Raw genomic sequence first — 22375 nt, forward strand, 5'->3', positions numbered from 1 at the left:
CAAATGAACAATCAACTTTTGGTGTCACTGTTAAGACTGGCGCAGATCCAGATGCAGCCGGTCGACCGCCTTGGCTTGCAGGCGGCAGTCAATGATCTCGACGGGGCGACGTTGAGCCCGGAAGCGACGGTTCTGACATTGATGAAGACGATGAGCCTGCCCCGGCCGAAGCTGATTGCCGGCGCGCAGTTTGACCCGACCCAGTTGCCGGCCCTGCTGTTTTCTCCGGATAAGGGGTGGGGCGTCCTCAAGGGCCAGAACGCGCTGGGTAAATGGATTTCCGAATGGTTTGATGGCGAGAACAATCAGTGGCATGAACTCGCCCTGGATCATCTGAACGCTTGCCAGTTGGCCAAGCTGGCCCTGGTCAAACCCTTCGATGCCAGCCGCAGTCCGGTGTTCCGGTTGATCAAGGACACTGTCTTGCAGCACAAGAGTTCGCTGGTCGAGATCGTTCTGGGCGGGGTGATGATCAACCTGATTGCCCTGGCGACCTCGATCTACAGCATGCAGGTGTATGACCGGGTGGTGCCGACCGGGGCGACACAAACCCTGCTGGCGCTGACCCTGGGGGTGTTGGGGGTGATTTTCTTCGAGTTTGTCATCAAGCTCGTCCGCTCCAATCTCAATCAGCGCATGGCTGATTTTATCGACACCTATCTGGCCCGCACCATTTACACCCGGCTTTTGTCGGTGCGCATGGACCAGATGCCGAGCAGTGTCGGAGGGCTGGCGGCGCAGCTAAAAAGCTACGAAACGGTGAGAAGCTTTTTGTCCACCCTGCCGACCCAGGTCCTCGTCGATATCCCCTTCTTTATCCTGTACACCCTGGTCATTCTGGCCATTGCCGGCTGGCTGGCCGGCATTGCCCTGGTTTTTGCCATCGCCTCGCTGGTCTTGGGCCTGGCCTACCGGAAAAGAGTCGAGGCCCTGTCGCAAAGCGTCAATCAGGCGGTCAACCTGAAAATGGGCCTGCTCGTCGAAACGATTGAAGGAGCGGAAACCATCAAGTCGGGGCAGGGTGGCTGGCGGATGCTGATGCGCTGGTTGCAGACGGCCGACGATGCGCGCACCGCCGAGTTCGATATGCGCAATGTCAGCGAGCATTCGCAATACTGGGTGGCACTGCTGCACCAGATTTCGTATGTATGCATGGTGGCGGCCGGGGCGATGATGGTGTCGCGTGGCGAGTTGACCATGGGCGCGCTCATTGCCTGCACCATCCTGTCCGGCCGTGTGCTCGCGCCCATCGGCACGATCCCGGCCATTCTCGTCCAGTGGGGGCATTGCAAGGCTGCGCTGCAAGGGCTCGACCGGGTGTGGAGCCTGCAGGACGATCATTTTGGTGTCGATCATCCGGTTGCCCTGGAGAGAGTCCAGGGCCTCTACGAATTCGATCAGGTCGAGTTCGCCTATGGTGCCAACAAGGCCTTTCAGGTGGCCAATCTACAGATCCGGCCGGGCGAGAAAATCGGGGTGCTGGGGCCAATCGGCTCGGGCAAGACGACCCTGTTGCGCTTGCTGAGCGGCATGTACAAGCCGCAAAAGGGCACCATCAAGCTCGATCACGTTGATCTGTCGCATATCGGTAAGCCGATTCTCGCTGAGCAGGTCGGTTATCTGCAGCAGGATGGCCGGCTTTTTGCCGGCACCTTGCGCGACAACCTCATTCTCGGTCTGGTTGATCCTGGTGATCAGGCCATCCTCGATGCGGCAGCCTTGACCGGCTTGCAGGAGGCGGTGCTGGCGCAGCACCCGCTCGGCTTGCAGCAGCCCATCACCGAAGGCGGCATCGGGCTTTCAGGCGGGCAGAAGCAACTGGCCAACCTGACCCGCGTGTTCTTGCGCCAACCCCGCATCTGGCTGCTCGACGAACCGACCGCCAGCCTCGACCGTAACAGCGAGGTGGCGGTGATCAAGGCGCTGGCTACGAAACTGCGTCCGGAAGATACCCTGGTGCTGGTCACTCATAAATCGGAAATGTTGAATCTGGTCGATCGATTGATTGTCGTGGTCAATCATCAGGTGATCATGGATGGCCCGAAGGCCGAGGTGATCCAGAAATTGCAAAATCAGCCGGCAGCGGCAAGCTAACCTGTTCAGGACAAAAGAAATTGATTACCAGAGCGCTTAATGGGTTGAAGAACCTGAGCATCACTTACTGGATGCTGCTGTTTTTTATCTGCCTGATCCTGTGGGCCAGCCTTTTCGATATCAACCAGTCGGTGCGAGCCCTGGGCCAGATCGTGCCGAGTACGACGACCCAGATCATCCAGGCGGCCGATGGCGGCGTGCTGGAAAAAATACTGGTCAAGGAGGGGCAGGTCGTCAAAGCCGGGCAGGTGTTGGCCAGGCTTGAAAAGAACCGGGCCAGTGCCAATGTCGATGAGGGTCAGTCGCGGGCGGTGTCGCTGTCGGCTGCCCTGATCCGGGCGCGGGCCGAGGCCAATGAAGAGGCACCGGTGTTTGGCAAGGCACTGAAACGCTTTCCTGATGCGGTGGCCGAACAGAAGTCGCTGTACGAACAGAAAAAGAAAGGCCTGGAGGCCGATCTGGCCAATCTGCGCGAGGCGCTGGTGCTCGCCCAGGATGAATTGAAAATCAACGAAAAACTGTTTGCCACGGGTGATATCGGACAACTCGAACTGATCCGCGCCAAGCGTCAGATTACCGACCTCAAGGGACGGATCAATTCGACCCGCAACAAATACCTGCAGGATGCCCGGCAGGAGGCGACCAAATTGCAGGAGGAACTGGCATCCCAGCGTTTCAAGCTGGAAGAGCGCGAGAGCGTGCTGTTCCACACGGCATTGACGGCCCCGGTGGCCGGCGTGGTCAAGTCGCTGCGCTTGAATACCGTCGGCGGCGTGCTGCGCGCCGGCGACGAGTTGATGCAGATTTCGCCGACCGATGTCGGCTTGCTGGTCGAGGTCAAGGTCATGCCGGCCGATGTCGGCTTGCTGCACATCGGCCTGCCGGTCTCAGTGAAAATCGATGCCTTCGATTACTCGGTCTATGGCGCCCTCAACGGGAAGCTCGACTATATCAGCTCGGATACCCTGACCGAGCAGGGGCCGACGGGGCAGGCCATCACCTATTACAAGGCGCGCATTCAGCTGATTGATGATCATGCCAACAAGAAGCTCAATTTAAGTGAATTGAAAGCCGGCATGACCGCCAGCGCCGATATCCAGACCGGCGAACGCTCGGTGCTGCAATATCTGTTCAAACCCATCGCCAAGGCTTTTCAGGGGGCGGCAACAGAACGATAGCATCACAACCGGATCTTACCCGGAACTCCAGGGACCAAATCCCGTCTTAACCATTTGAATAAAAAAACGAAATTGAAATTTTTTGAGCAATTTCTTTCATTCACATGAGACGAAAGAAAGACTCAACCGAAAAGGAGATATCCGTTTCCCGCAACATCTGAAGGCACGGGTGAAGGAACAGCAGACAAAGCCAAAACCGCAAAGGTAATGCTAGTATCTATAGAACCGTCATTATTTAAATCATAATGATACGTTGCTCCTGAAAAACCACTAGCCCCTGCACTTGCTTGAGTCAGCAACAGTTTACTCACATTAGGTTGCCATCCCCAAATATTTACCTGATCCCCGGCTTCAAAATCGGTAATTGTAGACCACGTTACGGAGCCACCACGGCCGTCCAAAAAGAACGTATCTTTACCAGCCCCCCCAGTAAGAAAATTTGATCCGATGCCTCCGTCAAGAACATCGTCACCACCGGCCCCATCAGCAGCATCATCGCCCGCTAAGAGATTTATAAAATCATTATACTTTGATCCAATAACAATCTCTCCAACTGCACCGCCCAAAAACTGAAACTCAAGAAATCCGACAGCCCCAGAATAAACCGTTGGGGTTGCGTTTCCAGCATCGGTTGTATATGACGGAGTAGGAATACTTCGAATAAAACTTTCGAGATTGAAAGTACCATCATTAAATTGAACTTGCTCAACGTTAACAAGCGTATCAGAACCCTCTGCGGACTCTAGCAGAACCCCGCCCGCCTTAAGGTGCCTGACAAGGGATACTGAAGATGAGTTGGCACTGTAAACAGATTGATCAATACCCAGCCCACCATCTATATAGTCGTCACCAGCCCCACCCTTTAATACATCGTCGCCGGAATTACCATAAATAATATCGTTTCCGGACCACGATTGCAGGAAATCAGCCCCAGTAGATCCATATATATAATCTTGGCCGTTCAAGGCGTATTGCTGCAAACCCAGAGCATTCCCAGAGTTCAGATATGAATCAACAGTTAGTGCATTTAGTGATAGACCACTAACGGAGTAATCTATAATATTACCGATGCTCTGCTGATAAGAATTAACTGTCCCGCCCGCCAGTCCGTACGAACTGAAAACAAAAGAACCAAAATAAGTTGCAGAGTAGTAGCCATTTGACAGGGATATATAACTTCCCGAATATCCAGTAACAGACCCATACCAAATAGCAGGGGAGAACATGTTACCGGGCTGGGACAAAGAAACATTTGCCATATATGTCAATCCTCGATTTCAGTAAAATTAGAACAGCCTAAAAATAAAATAAGGCAAAATCATCAACGCCTAACAATATTTTCTAACAACCCTCTAAATCCGTGCTTCCTTAGCGTAGAACCCGCCTTAATATACGATCCAACGCGAAAGCAATGTCTTAGTATAAATTTCGACACAGACAAAAAATTAGATCTAGGATTAAACTCAGCAAATTCCTTCTTTCCTCTACTGTCAATATCGACACCTAATGACGACAACAAATTAAACCAGGAATCTGCCGAAGCATCAATATTATGGTTTAAGGCAACATTTCGTTGAGCTGATTTCACTAAATCACTTCTTAAATCATGGGAAAACATTAATGAGCTTATCGCAGAAATCCAGCTCTCACTGTCATTTTCAACTAGAATTCCACTTACCTTATTGTCAACAACAAGCGAGTAGGGTTTAACATTGGAACAAACGCAAGGAATTCCACAGACAGAATAATCAAAGTACTTAACTGCAGTCTTACAACTACTGAATAGAGACGAATCAAGTGGGATTAGTCCAATCGAATTATAGATGGACGATATAAAATCCTTAAAGGCCGAATGCCCCATGTTTTCATGCTGAATCACCTCCACGCCAGCCTGCGCAAGACGCAACCCGGGCGGCCCAATAGCAACCACCCGGACTCCAAATTCTTTTTGGAGAAAAAGTAATGGATTTATAAGCATATCAACCAACACCTTGTCTGACGATGCAACGATAAGTGAAATGCGTGACGGAGGAACAGAAAATTGCCTAGCGGGATTAACGACCGGGACGGAGTAATTTTTATTAATAAAAATTTTCTCATTTTTGTTCCCGAAATATTCCGCAAGCTCATCATTTGATACGGATAAAGCATCAGATGAAGATATTAACTTCTCCAGATATGGTCTTGAATTATTAATAGCTTCAAGATGGTGATTCAAAAAATCAGGCAACTCGGTCAACAAATCATCGATTTCAAAAACAACTTTTTTCCCCAAATTTTGGAGGAATTTTGCAAGGGATACGGTGTACTCACTAGCATCTCGCTGAAAAACAACGATATCCGCCCAATGAAAATCACAATTCTGACTTTCGAATAGACTGACTATCTTAACGTTGCCGCCATAACGACTTGCCCAATGATTTAATGGGGCTCGGAGTCGAATTTCAACGATTGAGGAAAATGGATCATGAACCAAACACAAAACTCTTAACCCATCGTTATATTTGTATTTTATATTTTTACGGATATCTTTATCTACATCTAAAATTGGCTTTGCAGATATTACATACTGAAAATCATAACCCCTATCATCACGCGCATATTTTTTTGCAGCATGAATACTTTCAGCAGAAATGGATAAATTACATAAATCAACAACCTGTTCTGCTGACAGTCTTACTGAATCAAGGGAATACACCTCAAATCCAGCAGTCTCAAACAAATCCGCAGAGGACTCTCTAGTAAAAAATCGCAAGTGGGTTCTATCGAGAATTCCCAAATCGCCGTAATCCCAACGCCCCTCCAACAGCATCGCCCGAATCGCAATATGTGCGACATTTGGTAATGAAGCGACGACTATCCCGTCGTCCACTAGGAAATCAGCAGACTTACTTAGAACTTCTACTGGGTTTAAGAGATGTTCCAACACATCCCCAAAAACAATTGCATCAAATTTCACACCTCGATTTAAAGAGAAGAAATCCTCAACAAAACCGACGTGGACTTTATGTAAAGCATCTCTTGCTTTTTCTGCGGCCTCCGCGCATGGTTCAACACCCCAAACCTCATGCCCTCGATCCACCAATGCCGCACCAAAATAACCCGACGAACATCCCACCTCCAAAACTTTCAGTGGGCGCCCTTGCGCATAATCATTGACCCTATCGAGGGCCAGGGTATGTGAATTATTCTTGTTAGTGACATCAATTTTAGCTTGATATTTCATAATATATTATCTCAAACGAATTCTATACAACCTATCATTTATCAAACCAAATAGTCGCCGCGCAGCACGAACAGGAGCAGTTATTTTCCAACTTGTGGATTGGTATAATAAATCCAACTCAATCTCTCTCTGCCGCAACAAATCTTTTATCTTATCGTTTTCAGCCACCGCAACAATTAATTCGGATTCTACAATCTCAATCAATTCATCAGGAGGCTTTTCCCTTGCCGACCAAGGATTGGAAGACTGATCCATTTCTTCCGAAATATTGTATTTCGTTCCGCGAAATTTTTCGTGCCCGGGAGCTACTATTTCAACAGATCCTCCCATAACACAGCTCCCCAGAGTATTGTCAGAAGCGGGCGCCTTGCGTATCACACACATGGAATTTACGAACTCGATTGAATTAATTTGTGACAACATACGCGAATCCATATTACATCCGTATTTATAAAATATGCCACTCAATATATCAACCTGGTTTTTATTTACGCCCCAATGCTCATAATTCACAACATCAACTAAGCGCTTAAAAAAGCTAATTGACGAGTATGGGTTAAATAACCCTCCTTCAAATTTATCCCAATAGCTGCAATGCAAATCTTCCACAATGTAAACCCCACCTGAAGCCAAAAGTGGAAAAAAAACGCAAAACGATTTAATAATATCGCTCGATCGATGTGAACCATCATCAATAACGATATCGAACTCAGAAGAACAGAGCAATATTTTTCGATATGTCTCAATATCGTTAGCATCACCTATAACAACATTAATTCTTTTATCCGAATACAAAAGAAGAGAACAGTCACGATTAATGTCACATCCAATCAGCTGTAGGGCATTTCCAAAATATTTACTCCACAACTCTAAAGATCCACCATTTTGGATTCCTATTTCGAGCAATCGGATCCGATCTCCCCGAAATGATCTAAACAGTCTTTCATACGTTGAAAGGTATGATGACCACTTAAATGATAATTTCCCGCGGTGCAGTTCATACAGTCGCCGAAGATCTTGTTCAAACATCTACCATCCTTAATTCGACCTTTTCAAAGGGCAATCCGACAAGACCATACCTAACTTTGGCTGAAGATATACTAATAATCAGTGCATCGTTTATCCAATGATGCTGAACATTATTATGTAACACTCCATCTGCGACAGAAATCATCACAGTATAATCACCGTTTGGAAGCAATGGGAATTTAAATACGAATATTCCTTCAAAGACCGCTCCAGTATCTATCGATGTTTGCAACCCAGGGGAAGAATATATCGTATTCTCGCCAAATAGATCCTGTCCGAGACGATCCCGCACGAGGAAGCCAATAATCGGGTTTTCTAGTCTTTCATTCGCTTTTGCTCTCACGCTAAAACAAACAGTCTCACCCCCCTCTAACAACCGAACACCTCTATTATCAATACCTTTTAGGGAGACCGAAACGATTTCGGCTTTACCAGTCTTCCATCCCGTTAATGTGCGTGTATTATTTAAAACATTCGCCGGGAGTTTATTACTGCCTATTTGCTCGCCTCTCGAGTTAACATCTGGTGAAATATTACTCAATTCTTGCGCATCAACCTGGAGTCCTATGTCTATCAGTTTTGATTCTTCACCGTATATTTCTTGCAAAGTGTACTTTAAGTAACTTTCGGTTACATTTTTCGCAGAACCAAATTTCTCAACTCTACCTTTATTTATCCAAATACACGAATTGCAAAGATTTCGAACTGATGCAATATCGTGGCTAACAAAAATTAATGTACCGCTCTGTTGGAAAGAACGAATAAACCGCATGCACTTTTGTGTAAATATTGCATCACCAACTGCCAATGCCTCGTCGATTACTAATATATCTGCGTCAACATTAGCGACGACCGAAAAAGCCAGTCTGACCATCATCCCGCTGGAGTATGATTTTACCGGCTGATCGATAAACTCACCTATATCCGCAAAATCTGCAATCGCATTAAATCTCTGATCAACCTGATTTTTATTTAGACCAAACACTGCAGCATTCAAATAAACATTTTCTCTTCCAGTGAACTCTGGATTAAACCCAGCTCCCAACTCTAGCAATGCCGCAATACGCCCTTGCGTGAAAACCTTTCCCGATGTTGGATTAAGTGTACCGCATATTATTTGTAGCAATGTCGACTTGCCGCTTCCGTTACGACCAATTATTCCGATTGTCTCGCCTTTATTCACACTGAATGAAATATCTTTTAGTGCCCAAAACTCTCTGAAATAGGTCCGCGGATGCCCACCTAACATTCTTTTCAGCCGAGGGAAAAAATATTGTCTCAGGCGATCTATAGGTTCATTATATATTTGATAACATTTGCTTATATCTTTAACTTTTATCGAGATCTCAGAGTACATCTGCAAAACCCTTCCTTGTCTTCTGAAACCATAAAAACCCCAACCATGAAACCACTACCGATGCAGCCCAATATAATATCAATACGTCCGCATCGGGGAACACTCCCCAATAGATTATGTCACGCACCATCTCAATCTCCGCAGTTAGGGGATTTATATATAAAAAATTTCTATACCCCTCCGGCAATATATTCAATGGATAAAATATTGGACTTAAAAACATAAGTACTGTTGTTAACATGCCAATCATTTGTGAAACATCTCGAACATACACTCCGAGTGACGCCAAAAACCAACTAAAACCGAGAATAATCAATCCGAAAGGCAGGACAACTACAGGAATCAGCAACGAAGTGACATGAGGGACTCCACACAATGTAAAGTATGCGACAAACCACACGGCAAGACCAATTAATGCGTGATAAATTGATGAATACAATCCGACAAATGGCAAAATTTCTAAGGGGAAAATTACTTTCTTTACGTAATTTGGATTCGAAAGAATGAGCATTGGCGCACGAGTTATACATTCAGCGAATAGGTTGTAAACGATCAAGCCAATAAAAAGAACCAGCGCAAACTCAATTTTCGATTCACTTACTCCTGTCCAGCGGGCCTTTAAAATTTCACTAAATACAAATGTGTAGACTATAAGCATGAAAACTGGATTGAAGAATGACCAAAGCAATCCTAAGATCGATCCACGGTATCGACCCAGGACCTCCCGCCAAGCAAATGTTTGAATAAGCTCTCTATTTCGCCATAGGGATGCCACCATTTCTCGAGGTGTTACTGAAAAGTCACGCATTTTAATGTGGCTCTGTCATGGCAAAAGATGTTCCTTGCGCATCTTTTGTCGCAAGAATGGGGGCAATACACTGTGGCCACGCAACATCAAGAGTATGGTCACTCCAGAGAATGCAACGTTCATGCGCCTGCGAATAGTAGTCAGTCGTCTTGTAGAGAAATTCAGCAGTTTCCGAGAGCGTCAGGAAGCCATGTGCAAACCCGGCCGGAATCCATAGCTGTTTCTTATTCTCGCCACTAAGGACTTCCCCCACCCACTGCCCATAAGTTGCGGAATTTTTCCGGATGTCGACCGCCACATCGAAGACTTCGCCTTGAATAACACGGACCAGCTTGCCCTGCGCCTTGGGTGGCAGTTGATAATGCAGACCACGCAGGACGTTCTTCGCACTCTTGGAGTGGTTGTCCTGGACGAAGGTGATCTCCTGCCCGACGGCTTCGTTAAATGCCTTCTGGTTGAAGCTTTCGAAGAAAAACCCGCGCTCATCACCGAATACTTTGGGTTCGATGATCAGAACATCGGAAATACGGGTCGGCGTCACTTTCATCAGTAAACCTTTTCTTTCAGCAAGCTGAGCAGGTACTGACCGTAGCCGGTCTTGGCATAGCTTTGGGCCAGTTGCTCGAGCTTTTCATCATTGACCCATTTCTGGCGCCAGGCAATTTCTTCAGGGCATGCCACTTTCAGCCCCTGGCGCTTTTCGATGGTAGCAATGAACTGGCCTGCTTCGAGCAGGCTATCGTGGGTCCCGGTATCAAGCCAGGCGTAGCCACGGCCCATAATTTCGACATTGAGACTACCTTGTTCGAGGTAGAGACGATTGAGGTCTGTGATCTCAAGTTCGCCACGGGCTGAGGGCTTGAGGTTGCGGGCGAGGTCGACGACCTGATTGTCGTAGAAATAAAGCCCGGTTACGGCGTAGTTGGATTTCGGCTGCTTCGGCTTTTCTTCGAGGCTGAGTACCTTGCCATCAGGTGCAAAGTCGGCGACACCGTAACGCTCGGGGTCTTGCACGTGGTAGGCAAAGACCGTAGCCCCGGCGTCTCGTTGATCAGCGTTGCCAAGGATTTGATGGAAATCGTTACCGTAGAAAATGTTGTCGCCGAGCACCAATGCAGAAGGGCTATTGCCGACAAAATCAGCACCCAGGATGAATGCCTGGGCGAGACCATCCGGGCTGGGCTGGACGGTATATTGGAGATTGATGCCCCACTGGCTGCCATCGCCGAGCAGTTGCTCGAAGCGCGGGGTGTCCTGCGGGGTGGAGATGATCAGGATATCCCGGATGCCGGCCAGCATGAGCGTGGTCAGCGGATAGTAGATCATCGGCTTGTCGTAGATCGGCAGCAGTTGCTTGGAAACCGAGAGGGTAGCCGGGTAGAGACGGGTGCCGGAACCGCCGGCGAGGATGATGCCTTTGCGCTGACTCATTTTGTGTCTCCGTACTGCTTGCCCACCCAGTTCTGATAGGCACCACTGGTCACATTCTGCACCCAGCCCTGATTATCGAGATACCACTGCACCGTCTTGCGAATACCCGTCTCGAACGTTTCAGCCGGCTTCCAGCCCAGTACGCGTTCAATCTTGCTGGCGTCGATAGCGTAGCGGCGGTCGTGGCCGGGGCGGTCGGTGACGTAGGTGATCTGGTCCTTGTACGATTTGCCGTCGGCGCGCGGGCTGAGTTCGTCGAGGATGGTGCAGAGCGTATGAACCACATCGAGATTAGGCTTCTCGTTCCAGCCGCCGACGTTGTACGTTTCGCCCAAACGCCCTGCTGCCAGAACACGGCGGATGGCGCTGCAGTGGTCCTTGACGTAGAGCCAGTCACGAATCTGCTGGCCGTCGCCATAGATGGGTAGCGGCTTACCGGCCAGTGCGTTGTGGATAACGAGCGGGATGAGCTTTTCCGGGAAGTGGTAGGGGCCGTAGTTGTTGGAGCAATTAGTGGTCAGCACCGGCAGGCCGTAGGTGTGGTGGTAGGCACGCACGAGATGGTCGCTGGCGGCCTTGCTGGCGGAATACGGGCTATTGGGTTCGTAGCGGTTGGTTTCGGCGAAGGCAGGGTCGTCCTTGGCCAGCGAACCATAGACTTCGTCGGTGGAGACGTGGAGGAAACGGAAATTAGTTTTGGCTGCAGCTTCCAGCTTTCCCCAGTAGGCGCGCACCGCTTCGAGCAGGCGGAAGGTACCGACGATATTGGTCTGGATGAAGTCTTCGGGGCCGTGGATACTGCGGTCGACGTGGGATTCGGCGGCAAAATTGATGACGGCACGCGGTTGGTGCTCGGCGAGTAGCTTGGCAACGAGATCGAAGTCGCCGATATCGCCCTTGACGAAAACGTGCCGGGAATCGCCATTCAGCGAAGCCAGGTTTTCCAGGTTGCCGGCGTAGGTCAGTGCATCGAGGTTAATAACCTTCTCTTCGGACTGAGCCAGCCAGTCAAGAACAAAATTGCTGCCGATAAAACCGGCACCGCCGGTAACGAGAATGGTCATTCTTAAATTTTCTTAAAGATCGCTGCTGCAATTAAACCGAGATCACCCAAAAATGTTTGTCTGTAAATGCCACAACGTTTTAGGTAAAAAATACGGGGAATCAGGCTCATATCTCGAGCCTGTTCAAATCGCTCGAGGATTTCCCGATTTTCTGGCGTGAGCTTTTGCCACAAGGTGCGTAGTGCGGCGATATTTCCATCATTCCATTGACGGAAACACCCCTGGCCCAACATGATCAGGCGCTTCAACCGCGCGATCCAACTTAAATTTATGCCAATCATATTGTTATCGTGCTGACGGTAGCGCAGCGATGGTCTGCTATCGTAAAAGACCTGACCGCCACACCCCGTGACAACCAAATAGACCCACCAATCATGAATAACCACCGGGATGCTTTGACCAGCCAGACAAAGAAGCTTACGAGTAGCTTGGTTAAAGACCATGGTGTTTCCACCAGCGATATTCTGCATGAGCGCATTTGCGAAACTAGGAGGTTTCGCAAATAGGGGAGACAAACCTATTTCATTGTTATCTGCATCCACCAATCGCGTGCGAGTGCAGTAAAGAGCAGGGATATTTGGTGGCACCGCATTAAGCCAACGAACCGCACGCTCCAGCTTGTCAGCCTCCCAGATGTCATCCTGATCTGAGTAGGCGTAATAATCAGCATCAATATCCGCTTTACAGGTTAGTGACAAAAAATTTGCGACAAAGCCTTCAGCAGGTCCTGAATGCACACTCAGACGCCCCGGTTGCCATTTGGCTTGGTAAGCAGCGAGAATTTCGTGGGTGTCGTCTTTTGAGCCGTCATCCGAAGCCCAAACTTCCCAATTTTCATGCGTTTGCCGCTCAAAAGAATCCAACTGTTCGGCCAAAAAATGCTGTCCATGCCAAGTGCAAAGCAAGATTGCAACGTTTTCAGTTGAACTAACGCTCAAAGACAAAATTTTCCCTTTTTCAAGACACTCCAAGCGCTTATGTTCAGAATGAGTCTAAATGCGAGAAATGGCATAGCCACCAATCTTTTAAGTGTACTACCCCCCCCCTAACAGACAATATCGCAAAGGTCATAGGGCTTCATGACGAATTTTTCGGGTTGGCGTTTGGAAGCCTGCTATTTCCCTATAGAACCATTAGTAAGATAGGAGGAGCCTCAATCCAAAAACATTGCAATGTCATTGAATGCTAGCCATGCGTATTCATGCAATCCACCACCCTCCGCAACCCTTCATCGACATCAACCCGGGGAGCCCAGCCAAGCAATTCCTGATTTTTTCTAATGTCGATTTCCAGTGAATCACACAAGCGCTGGGCCATATCTCGCTTACCGATCAATCTGGCACCAAGCTTTAACCAACTCACCGGAACGGGAAATAACCGCGCGGGACGCCCTAAAGCCTTGGCCATTCGATTAAGTAATGCCGAGGTAGAAAGGCTTTCCGCATCGGAAACCAGAAACGTCTGGTTGGCCGCAGCGGGATGAGCCAAGCAGGTCACGACAAAATCGACCAGGTTGTCCAGTGCAACCAAGCTTCGCTTGTTCTGCGTCACTGAGCCGAGTGGTAGCGGAAAACCCCGATACAGCACCCGCATCATCGCCAGAAAATTAGCCTTCACGCCAGGGCCATAGACGAGAGGGGGACGAATGATGACCACCTCCATACCGGTCTCACGCGCCAGGGTACGCAAGCCCTCTTCCGCCTCCATTTTGGAGACCCCATACGAGTCAGCGGGATTGGGCATTTGGTCAGCGGAAAACGGCGATCCGATTTGCGTCTGCTCGCCGTTTACCTTGATCGAGCTGAGAAAGATGAAACGCTTGACACCTGCGGCGGCGGCTTGCCTAGCCAGTTGCACGGTGCCGGCAACATTCACTCGACGGAACTCGGCCAAGGGGTCGGAGGAGACTTCATTCATCACGTGGACGCGCGCGGCGCAGTGCACGACCATACGGATACCGACCAGCGCTCCGGACCAGTCAAAATCGGCCGAGAGTTCACCAGAGACAAGCTCGACGTGTTCAAGCAAGGGGGGGCTGGCATCCAACTGTCTGGCAACCCCTCTGACAGAATGCTTGGCAACCAGAGCTGCGCAAACTGCGTTACCGACAAACCCCGTTGCACCAGTAACTAGGATACCGCCATTACTCATCTGAGCCATCCCCGATGACCGCAAGAAAGAAGCAAGCGGCCGCAAAGAAAAACTTATCAGAAGCCTTGCGCCGCGCCTTGAGGGAATTTAGCACCAGCCAAAGCATGCCCATTCGCCCAGGCTGACGCCACGGCATGCAGAATGGTTCGCTTGCCAACCCGGTCAGCCGAGCAATCAACCGTGCCTGTGACATCCACCACCCGCCGACCATTTTTCTGGCCCGAGCCTTGTATGCCTTCCACCCCGCATTAACACCAACCTGATTCAGTGCATGTTGGCGATAAGCCATTGAGGTGCGCGGATCAATGATCCATTGATATCCCTTGGCCCGAAAAAAGGCGTAAACAAACCAGTCGTGAAGAGTAACGCCACGGACCTGCGCAGCTTCAGCGAACAACAGCGCCTTAAATTGCTCAAGGGCAGAACGCTTGAGCACATAGGTACATCCCGGCCCTGCAGCTTCAAACAAAAAATCAAACTGTGTCTGTGACTGAGCCTTATCGACCAACAGCTCTCTGCCATCATCCCAAAATGCGACAACATTGCTTGAATATCCCGCAGCACCAGATTCGGAAAGCGCCTCAATGGCTCTACTCAGTTTGTCTGGATACCAGATGTCATCCTGATCAGCAAAAGCGATGGAATCAAATCCGCTGAAATCGACATCTCTAATCAGACGAAAAAAATTGGCTCCAGCGCCGCCAGATGGCGCAATTATCGGCAGCAACACGATTCGCGAATCAGATGCTGCCAAGTTTCGCACAAGTGTCTCGCTACCATCATCAGAAGGATCCAGACTTACAAATAGCGAAAGGTCCACAGACTCCTGCTTCAGGATCGAGTCGATCTGCTGATGGAGCCAGAGCTCACCGTTAAATGCAGCAAGCAGGACGGCTATTTTTTTCATGTACCTACCCACCACCTACGCTATTTTCTGAACAGTCAAACTAGGGTATCAATCGATGCATTGATTAATCAAGGAAGTAGCTGCTATGCACCACGCCACTAAGAAGAAAACCCACTACCAACGAACTCCAAAAATAGCTACATGTCTAGTGAACTGGAATTTTCAAAGTACTGGAGCACATCCTCAGCAAATAAAGAGACATTTTTCAATGAATCAGCCTCTTTAACCAACATTCGATCCAGCACTCGCGGCGCCGTTTCCAGAGCCCATTCGATGTCTTCGAACCCGTATGCCACCCCATATCGATCAGCCGGATCCGGATACCACGCATATTTATCGACACCGTGATCCGGTATGACCACAGATGCAGCACCACACAAAACCGCAAACGATGAGTATGCCGTATAGGTATCGTATGAGATAAATGTCTTTACTCGCTTAAAGATCGCTGCCACCTCGGCATGCGATTTTCCATCGATCAAAACGGAATCCTCTAAATCATGAACTCGCGGCTTCCCTTTGCCTTTACGCAAACAATAGGCAGTCCCAAACCGCGCCGAAGAAGGCAAGGAATTTTGAAGATTATAATATTCGAACGGAAACGCCAAAACATTTAGTGGCCTCACAGATTTTTTGCAATCCGGATAACAAAAGTCCTGCGCAAAACTATTGAAATCAACGTGATATTCGCCAGAACCATAAAATACATGACCCGTATGAAAACCCGGCCTGTGAAGTAACCAACGAACCACACACTTTGCTTTCAATGGATTACCAAACACCAATTCAGGATAGACAACGATCCACTCATCCCCAAGCGGCAACTTCGGATTCTTATAAATCGGCGTTTCCCATCCCGCATGCGTTCTGAACGGGGTAATATAATTCCAAATTGACCTAGCCGCAATTTTAAATAACGGACCAATAAAATCATTGCCATAAACCGGACCGCCATTATAAAACCGGGTAATATAGGCCTTATATCCAAGCCCATTAAGCAACGCACACAAGCGATGCAAGACAATCCCCCCACCATTATCCGATCGATACGACGGGGCAAATATTAAAAATTTTTTATCCTTCACGCGCCAACCTTAATAATACCACGAAGCGAATTTAAAATTAATTTCCAAGCCCTCAATCTAAACATAAAGCATAATAATATATAAGCCGTCAATCCAGCACTACCACCAAGCAAAACGATATAAGCGGGTCGGTTACCCACCAAAAAATCAGCGACGATATAGGCGAAAAACCCGGCCATTACAGCACAGGCATAATAAGGTAATGTATCTCGAAGTTGATCAATGGCAGAATATCCGATCAAGGGCTTCGAGTACATTGCATTCGGAAAAAAACACAAGAATGAAATGACTATTTGTCCGAAAAGGACAGCCTGAAATCCCCAAGGAATGGCAAACGAGAGAACTCCAATGGCAAGAGCTGCTTTCAGAAGTTCCAGCCACAAAAACAAATCTGACCTACCTAGGACCTTGATCACATTAAGATTAATTGCATGAATCGGATATAGAAGGTAGGCAAAACAGAGCCACCGAAAAGCTTCTGATGCCGGCAACCATGCTGAAGAAAATGCAATCTCAAATAATTGATCAGCAAGCCCTGCGCCGATCATCAACATCGGACCCAGCAGAAATACCATAATCTCTATTGATTTACGATAAGCCTCTCTTAAGCGCCCCGTGTCTTTACTTATTTTAGATAATGACGGATAGGTTACATTTTGTACTGAATACACCAATTGACCCATTATCACTTCCATGATCTTGTCGACAAAATAGTAGTACCCGGCATACGTTGATCCGAGAAACTTTCCAAGCATACTCGGAACCGCATTTCGTACTATCAACGCAATTAAATTGGATAGAAATAGCTTGTACCCAAATCGATAGAGAGCAACTAATGGCTTGCAATCTATCTGCCTCACTGGCCTCCAGCCGGCCAGTCGCCAAATCAAAATCGTGCTCACCACGCTCGCCGCAAGAGTCTGAATAATCAAGGCCCAAACCCCAGCACCAAAACAAGCAAGCAAAAGCGCCAATGCACTAGAGATCGCAGCCGCAGGAAAACTAATACGCATCAACCCTTTAAAATCAAGCGCCTGGGTAAGTCGTGCTGCAGGGGCGATCTGCATGGCATTGAAAATAATGGATAGTCCAGCTGTACGAAGCAGAACTACCAAGCTTGGCTGGCTGTAGAACTCAGATATCCATGGAGCAACGGAGAATAGTAGCGTGTATGCAATACCCCCTAAGCCTAGGCTAGCCCAGAAGGTTGTATTCAAGAGTCGCAATGAGAGGTGTCGCCGCCGAATCAAGGCCTCTTTTAGCCCCGCATCCATCAATCCACCAAGCACTACCAGAAATAGCGATAGCATCGAAAGCAGACCGAAATCAGCCGGTGACACAAAATATGACAATACAAGCGTCGTCAATGCAACCAGACCTCGCCTGAGAAGCATTTCCAGAAAATTCCAGATGACTCCTCGAATGGTTGAATCAGCCAGTGACATCAATGCCACCAAACCACAAACGGCTGATAAATCATCCCAACCTTACTTCCTGCCGCGACGAGGAAGCTCGCTCTATTGCCTCGCTAAGTGCAATTCCTTGCACTGCAACCTCAGCAGACAAGGTGTATTCATTTAGAAAACCATCATGTATTGCTCGCGCAATATCATAATAATAATTTGCAAATGCTTCAATAAAGCCAGCTGGATGCCCAGCTTTAAATCTGTTATATCTACTTTCTGGAGTTACGCTTGATGTCGAACTAATCCGGTCTAGCAGCATTCTATCGCCGATAGCGTTTGCATAAATAATCTGCTCCGGCCGCTCCTGGTACCACTCAAAACTCCCCAGAGTGCCGTAAACGCGAATTTTTAGACCATTTCTTGAACCTAATGCGACTTTTCCATACCATGCATTCACAAGTAGGCCGTTCTGATATTCTATTAGGGCATCTACTTCATCAACCAAGCCGGCACTAACCTGACTTATCGCTCTAGAACGGGCGCTGACAGAAATAGGATTTTCTCCAGTGATAAAGTTAACGAGACTATGGATATGCGCAAATAGATCCAGAGATAGGCATGGTACGTCACCGTCAATTAACCTCCATGGTTGAATCGCATCAATTTTGTTTGTATTCTTGAGCCTGAGGTATGAGTCCTGTGGCATCTCTGCCATGATCTTGAAAACCTTGCCGATTTCCCCTGCTTCCACCCTGCGTTTTATTTCGCGCACAGACTGATATCCGGTGTAATTAAAAACAGAGAATAACCGAGTGCTTTCACTAGAAACCCGGGCTAGCAATGCGTCGCACTCGGCCAAACTAGTCACTAAAGGCTTGTCACAAATTACCGTCAAACCGGCATTAAGCACTGCCGCTATCTGACTCGCATGTGCGTTGATCGGGGTAGCAATTACTACTGCATCGAGACGCGCCCCCTCGCCTTCCAACAACCTCTCCAAGGAAGCATAGGCCCGAGTCGGCGACACCTGATAAGCCTCAGCAGATCTAACGTTGATTTCGGAATTTCTGCTGAAACACCCGGAAACCAAATCGAAGGCACCATCAAGCCTCAAGGCGATCTCATGAGAGCGGCCTACCGCAGAGTTGATACCACCACCTATCATGGCGGCCTTGAGCGGGGGATGATTCATGCAGATAACCTTCTTGCGAATTTCACTAGGAAAGCCGGTCAGCGCGGCATGAAGTACATAACCGTTTCAGACCACCCTTGCGTGTAATGCCGCAAATAAACTTGATAATTCGGCTGCAGCGAAAGAATATAGGCTGGAATTCTCCGGAAGTCTTCAGCTGCGTGATATACGGAAATCGCTAACTTTGGCTTATCGCTTTCGATGTGCCGGGAACACCCCGCCAAAGCCCGCATTTCCCACCCTTCCAGATCCATCTTTATATAGCTAACCCGCTCGGGAACTTCATCATCAAGTTTAACAACTTCAATCATGACATCCCCAACATCCGACACTGAGGAAGCTGAACCTGCATCCGAATTAAAATGCAGCGTACCCTTAGAATCAGAAAGCCCCAACTGAAGAAAGCGAATCCTTTCTTGCGCAGCCAAGCGCTGCTTTGCGGCAGAGATATTACTTGGTGACGGTTCAAATAGGTAAATAGCCTTGTAGGCTGGCACCCGCAAACAGAATTCCTCCGATGTATCTCCATCAAACCCTCCTGCATCGACGAAAACCTCATCCTTTAACTGCATGAAACTTTCAAAATACTGATCACGCAGGCGTACGGTGTATTCATACATGAAAGAAGGTTCTGCGGTTAATCTATAGCGCACCACATCTAGTAGTGTCTGCCTCGACTCATCATCAGCCATCAATGTCCATAATTTAACCCATTCGGCTTCGTGGGCACTCAGGTCATCCCGTTGCTGCCTGACGAACCACGGCAACTCCAACGCCCCGCCTGCCGCTGATACAAGATCACAGAAATTCACCAATTTGGTAATACCTGCATTTTCCAGAACAGACATGACAGCAACAGGACTAATAGAAGTCGAGCAATTTAGTACAATAGCATTAACTGGGACAGCTTTCAGACCTACAACAGGTATGCCCTCCCAAGCCAGAATACCGTTGGCAAAATCATCAATCACACCGTCAACTTTGGTTAGCCTTAGAACCTCGCGAGCATCGTCGTTCCGTCCGATCACGTAACGTGGAGCAGTGCATGATGGTGAGAGGAACTCATCAGCAAGGGACAGACTGGGAGGTCCTGCATTTAATGCAGCATAAATTTTATCTAGAAATTCCATTTAAATTATTTACCAATCCATCTGTGAAAAAAATCAAAACTCAACAGAATAAAGTTCTCGATTTAAGGTGCAGGCAAACAGATCATTCAAATCAGTAGCCGAGGAGGCACGAACAAAGATCAGCGAGAGCCGCCCGAACGGTGATTCGCGCAACGCATCCCCCGCTAGAGCCATTGGGTACATCCTCTCCAGCAATAGGGAGCAATTGAATTGGATACACCCCAAAGTACCCGACATAGGAAGTGACATGGTATGCCGCATTATCCAACTCGGGCGCTGTTCCTTTCGCAAGGAGGGATATGACAAATCAATAAATGGTCGCGCATAAAGTTCGGCATATGGGGTACCAGTAGCCAACTCAATCAACTGACTATATAGATCCCCAGGACAACGCCGCGTAACTTCGATCAGCCAGAACTCGTCTCCTTGTAAAATGAATTGCGTATGAAGGAGCCCTCGTCCGATCCCTAATGAACGCGCCATTGTTTGGGCACAACTACGCAACCTATCCAATATCGCTTCAGGAAAATCAAACACGACACGGCTAGTATCGACTACAAAGGGGTTCGCAGTGCCATGCTCCTCTACGATGAAATCTAGGAAAACCTTCCCCCCCTCATCCAGGAAGCAAGAATGACTATAGAGTTGCCCGCCAACAAAGTCCTCGATAATGCACGTCTGAGAACCAGACATACTGCGTGCAAATGTCTGTGCATGCACCAATGAGTCCGCATCCGGAAAATGGAGAATTGTCACTCCACGGCCACTAAAAGCATCAACCGGCTTGACGATCAAAGATCTATTTTCTGGACATGAGTCCGAACTATAAACACCAGGAACGGGCAACCCATTTCTCTGAGCAAAATCACGGAACAATTGCTTGTTATTAATCGTTTCAGTACACGCCAACGTATCTAGGCCAGGATATCGACCATCACTATTCAATTGAGCACATGCAAAATACGAACGATCGTTACAACCGGGAACGACAAAATCATAGGCATTCCTTGCAACAACCTCAGCCAAAATTTCCGGATTTGAATAATCTGCTTGAATATATTTAGCAACAGTCTTCGCTAAAAAATCCTGAGGATTGCCGCCGATTACGGTCACATCGTGGCCAATAGATACCAAAAACTTGTGAATTGGTGATGACGAAATATTCGTATCAACCAGTAGTACCTTAGCCATGAGAAACCTCGCGTATTAGCTTACATATTTCGTCCACTATTCCATGCTCAAGGTCAGGATATATTGGCAGACAAAGAACTTGATCCGCCATCATATTGGAAACCGGCAAATTATCAGATCGAGCGGATACCATGCCTTGATACATAGGCATATTGCTAATCAGCGGAAAAAAATAACGTCGACCAAAATACCCGTGATCCTTTAGCCATTGATACAGCGCGTCGCGACTTAGCGGAAAATCAGATGTCACGAATATCGGAAAGTATGACGAATTACCTTCTGTATCAGGTTGAGGCGGAATGCACTTAATTCCAGTTACATCCCGCAAAGCATTGCGATAACGACCCTCAATGGCTCTGCGTAGAACTAGAGCGTTAGAGACATACTTTAGCTGCACCAATCCAAATGCTGCATTGACCTCGCTCATCTTCCCATTAATACCCGGCGCGGTTACTGTCACCTCGTCGGCAAATCCAAAATTCTTCAGGTAATCGATACGCTGCTTGGTAGCTGCATCGGGGCTGACAATAGCCCCTCCCTCAAAGGTATTAAAAACCTTTGTCGCATGAAAACTGAGCACTGAAAGATCGCCGTACGTCAGCAAACTATTGCCTTTGTAGCGAACTCCAAAAGCATGTGCCGCGTCATAAATAACCTTGAGGCCATAGGTACTGGCAATTTTCTCAATCTGCTCCACTGCACATGGATTTCCATAACAATGGACAGGAAGAATGGCAGATGTTTCCGGTGTAATAGCCGCTTCTATTTTTGCCGGATCGAGATTGCACGAGGCTGGATCGATATCCACAAAAACCGGCTTTAGGTCATTCCATAGCAGGGAGTGTGCCGTCGCGACAAACGAATATGGCGTTGTAATTACCTCACCGGTTACTCGCAGCGCCTGCAAAGCAGTAACCAAAGCAATTGTACCGTTGGTGAATAGGCTTAAATATTCAACGCCAAGATATTCGCACAATGCTGCTTCCAACTGCTGATGAAAAGGACCATTGTTCGTCAATATCTTATTGCTCCAAATCTGTTCAAGATATGGAACAAACTCCTCCAGCGGAGGCAAGCTAGGTTGAGTGACGTAAATATTTTTCCGGGGCAACTATCATTCCTTTTC

General features: G+C 48.0%; 19 protein-coding genes. 2 read left to right on the plus strand and 17 right to left on the minus strand.

The window, feature by feature from the left end; all coding sequences use genetic code 11:
• Nucleotides 1–3 precede the first annotated feature (3 nt).
• Both HYN24_RS10160 and HYN24_RS10165 read left to right on the plus strand, forming a co-directional pair.
• Entirely contained in the window at nucleotides 4–2094 is a 2091-nt protein-coding gene (locus HYN24_RS10160; RefSeq protein WP_117609141.1) for an ATP-binding cassette domain-containing protein, read from the plus strand.
• A 20-nt stretch (nucleotides 2095–2114) separates the two neighbouring features.
• Nucleotides 2115–3272: an HlyD family efflux transporter periplasmic adaptor subunit gene (locus tag HYN24_RS10165; RefSeq protein WP_162888698.1), complete on the plus strand. Its 1158-nt coding sequence runs from the start codon at nucleotides 2115–2117 to the stop codon at nucleotides 3270–3272.
• 122 nt (nucleotides 3273–3394) lie between these two features.
• Here the strand turns inward: HYN24_RS10165 and HYN24_RS10170 are convergent, their stop codons facing one another.
• The 17 genes from HYN24_RS10170 to HYN24_RS10250 all read right to left on the minus strand — a co-directional run bounded on the left by HYN24_RS10170 (nucleotide 3395) and on the right by HYN24_RS10250 (nucleotide 22360).
• Nucleotides 3395–4531 (minus strand): hypothetical protein, encoded by a 1137-nt coding sequence (locus HYN24_RS10170; RefSeq protein WP_205421373.1) that lies wholly within the window; start codon nucleotides 4529–4531, stop codon nucleotides 3395–3397.
• A 62-nt stretch (nucleotides 4532–4593) separates the two neighbouring features.
• Nucleotides 4594–6498, minus strand: coding sequence for a methyltransferase domain-containing protein (locus HYN24_RS10175; protein ID WP_117609143.1), 1905 nt, complete (start codon nucleotides 6496–6498; stop codon nucleotides 4594–4596).
• Between the two features lie 6 nt (nucleotides 6499–6504).
• Nucleotides 6505–7404, minus strand: coding sequence for a class I SAM-dependent methyltransferase (locus HYN24_RS10180; RefSeq protein ID WP_162888699.1), 900 nt, complete (start codon nucleotides 7402–7404; stop codon nucleotides 6505–6507).
• A gap of 115 nt (nucleotides 7405–7519) precedes the next feature.
• On the minus strand, nucleotides 7520–8884 hold the full coding sequence (locus HYN24_RS10185) for an ABC transporter ATP-binding protein (protein WP_117609145.1): 1365 nt from the start codon (nucleotides 8882–8884) through the stop codon (nucleotides 7520–7522).
• Entirely contained in the window at nucleotides 8874–9692 is an 819-nt protein-coding gene (locus HYN24_RS10190) for an ABC transporter permease (protein WP_117609146.1), read from the minus strand. The genes HYN24_RS10185 and HYN24_RS10190 overlap by 11 nt, the downstream gene beginning before the upstream one ends.
• A 1-nt stretch (nucleotide 9693) precedes the next feature.
• A complete protein-coding gene (gene rfbC, locus HYN24_RS10195) occupies nucleotides 9694–10239 on the minus strand; it encodes a dTDP-4-dehydrorhamnose 3,5-epimerase (RefSeq protein ID WP_162888700.1) in 546 nt (181 codons plus the stop codon).
• The gene (gene rfbA / locus HYN24_RS10200; protein ID WP_117609148.1) at nucleotides 10239–11123 is read right to left on the minus strand and encodes a glucose-1-phosphate thymidylyltransferase RfbA; all 885 of its coding nucleotides are present in this window, start codon (nucleotides 11121–11123) and stop codon (nucleotides 10239–10241) included. Before rfbA ends, rfbC begins: the two co-directional genes overlap by 1 nt.
• Nucleotides 11120–12187 carry a dTDP-glucose 4,6-dehydratase gene (rfbB, locus tag HYN24_RS10205; protein ID WP_117609149.1) on the minus strand — a complete coding sequence of 356 codons (1068 nt, stop codon included), beginning with the start codon at nucleotides 12185–12187 and terminating at the stop codon, nucleotides 11120–11122. Before rfbB ends, rfbA begins: the two co-directional genes overlap by 4 nt.
• A gap of 2 nt (nucleotides 12188–12189) precedes the next feature.
• Nucleotides 12190–13158 (minus strand): glycosyltransferase family 2 protein, encoded by a 969-nt coding sequence (locus tag HYN24_RS10210; RefSeq protein WP_205421374.1) that lies wholly within the window; start codon nucleotides 13156–13158, stop codon nucleotides 12190–12192.
• A 214-nt stretch (nucleotides 13159–13372) separates the two neighbouring features.
• Complete coding sequence (locus HYN24_RS10215) at nucleotides 13373–14347, minus strand: UDP-glucose 4-epimerase family protein (protein ID WP_371413209.1); 975 nt, start codon at nucleotides 14345–14347, stop codon at nucleotides 13373–13375.
• Nucleotides 14331–15245, minus strand: a complete 915-nt coding sequence (locus HYN24_RS10220) for a glycosyltransferase (RefSeq protein WP_117609151.1) — start codon at nucleotides 15243–15245, stop codon at nucleotides 14331–14333. Before HYN24_RS10220 ends, HYN24_RS10215 begins: the two co-directional genes overlap by 17 nt.
• A gap of 137 nt (nucleotides 15246–15382) precedes the next feature.
• On the minus strand, nucleotides 15383–16330 hold the full coding sequence (locus HYN24_RS15935; RefSeq protein WP_162888701.1) for a WavQ: 948 nt from the start codon (nucleotides 16328–16330) through the stop codon (nucleotides 15383–15385).
• Nucleotides 16327–17775, minus strand: coding sequence for a lipopolysaccharide biosynthesis protein (locus tag HYN24_RS10230; protein ID WP_117609153.1), 1449 nt, complete (start codon nucleotides 17773–17775; stop codon nucleotides 16327–16329). The genes HYN24_RS15935 and HYN24_RS10230 overlap by 4 nt, the downstream gene beginning before the upstream one ends.
• A gap of 31 nt (nucleotides 17776–17806) precedes the next feature.
• A complete protein-coding gene (locus tag HYN24_RS10235; protein WP_117609154.1) occupies nucleotides 17807–18928 on the minus strand; it encodes a Gfo/Idh/MocA family protein in 1122 nt (373 codons plus the stop codon).
• Between the two features lie 38 nt (nucleotides 18929–18966).
• On the minus strand, nucleotides 18967–20058 hold the full coding sequence (locus HYN24_RS10240) for an FkbM family methyltransferase (protein ID WP_117609155.1): 1092 nt from the start codon (nucleotides 20056–20058) through the stop codon (nucleotides 18967–18969).
• A 33-nt stretch (nucleotides 20059–20091) separates the two neighbouring features.
• Nucleotides 20092–21249, minus strand: coding sequence for an acetyl-CoA carboxylase biotin carboxylase subunit family protein (locus HYN24_RS10245; RefSeq protein WP_117609156.1), 1158 nt, complete (start codon nucleotides 21247–21249; stop codon nucleotides 20092–20094).
• Complete coding sequence (locus HYN24_RS10250) at nucleotides 21242–22360, minus strand: DegT/DnrJ/EryC1/StrS aminotransferase family protein (protein WP_117609157.1); 1119 nt, start codon at nucleotides 22358–22360, stop codon at nucleotides 21242–21244. Before HYN24_RS10250 ends, HYN24_RS10245 begins: the two co-directional genes overlap by 8 nt.
• Between the last annotated feature and the right edge of the window lie 15 nt (nucleotides 22361–22375).

Origin of the sequence: Dechloromonas sp. HYN0024, from assembly GCF_003441615.1 — a bacterium.
In the GTDB taxonomy this organism is placed as follows: domain Bacteria; phylum Pseudomonadota; class Gammaproteobacteria; order Burkholderiales; family Rhodocyclaceae; genus Azonexus.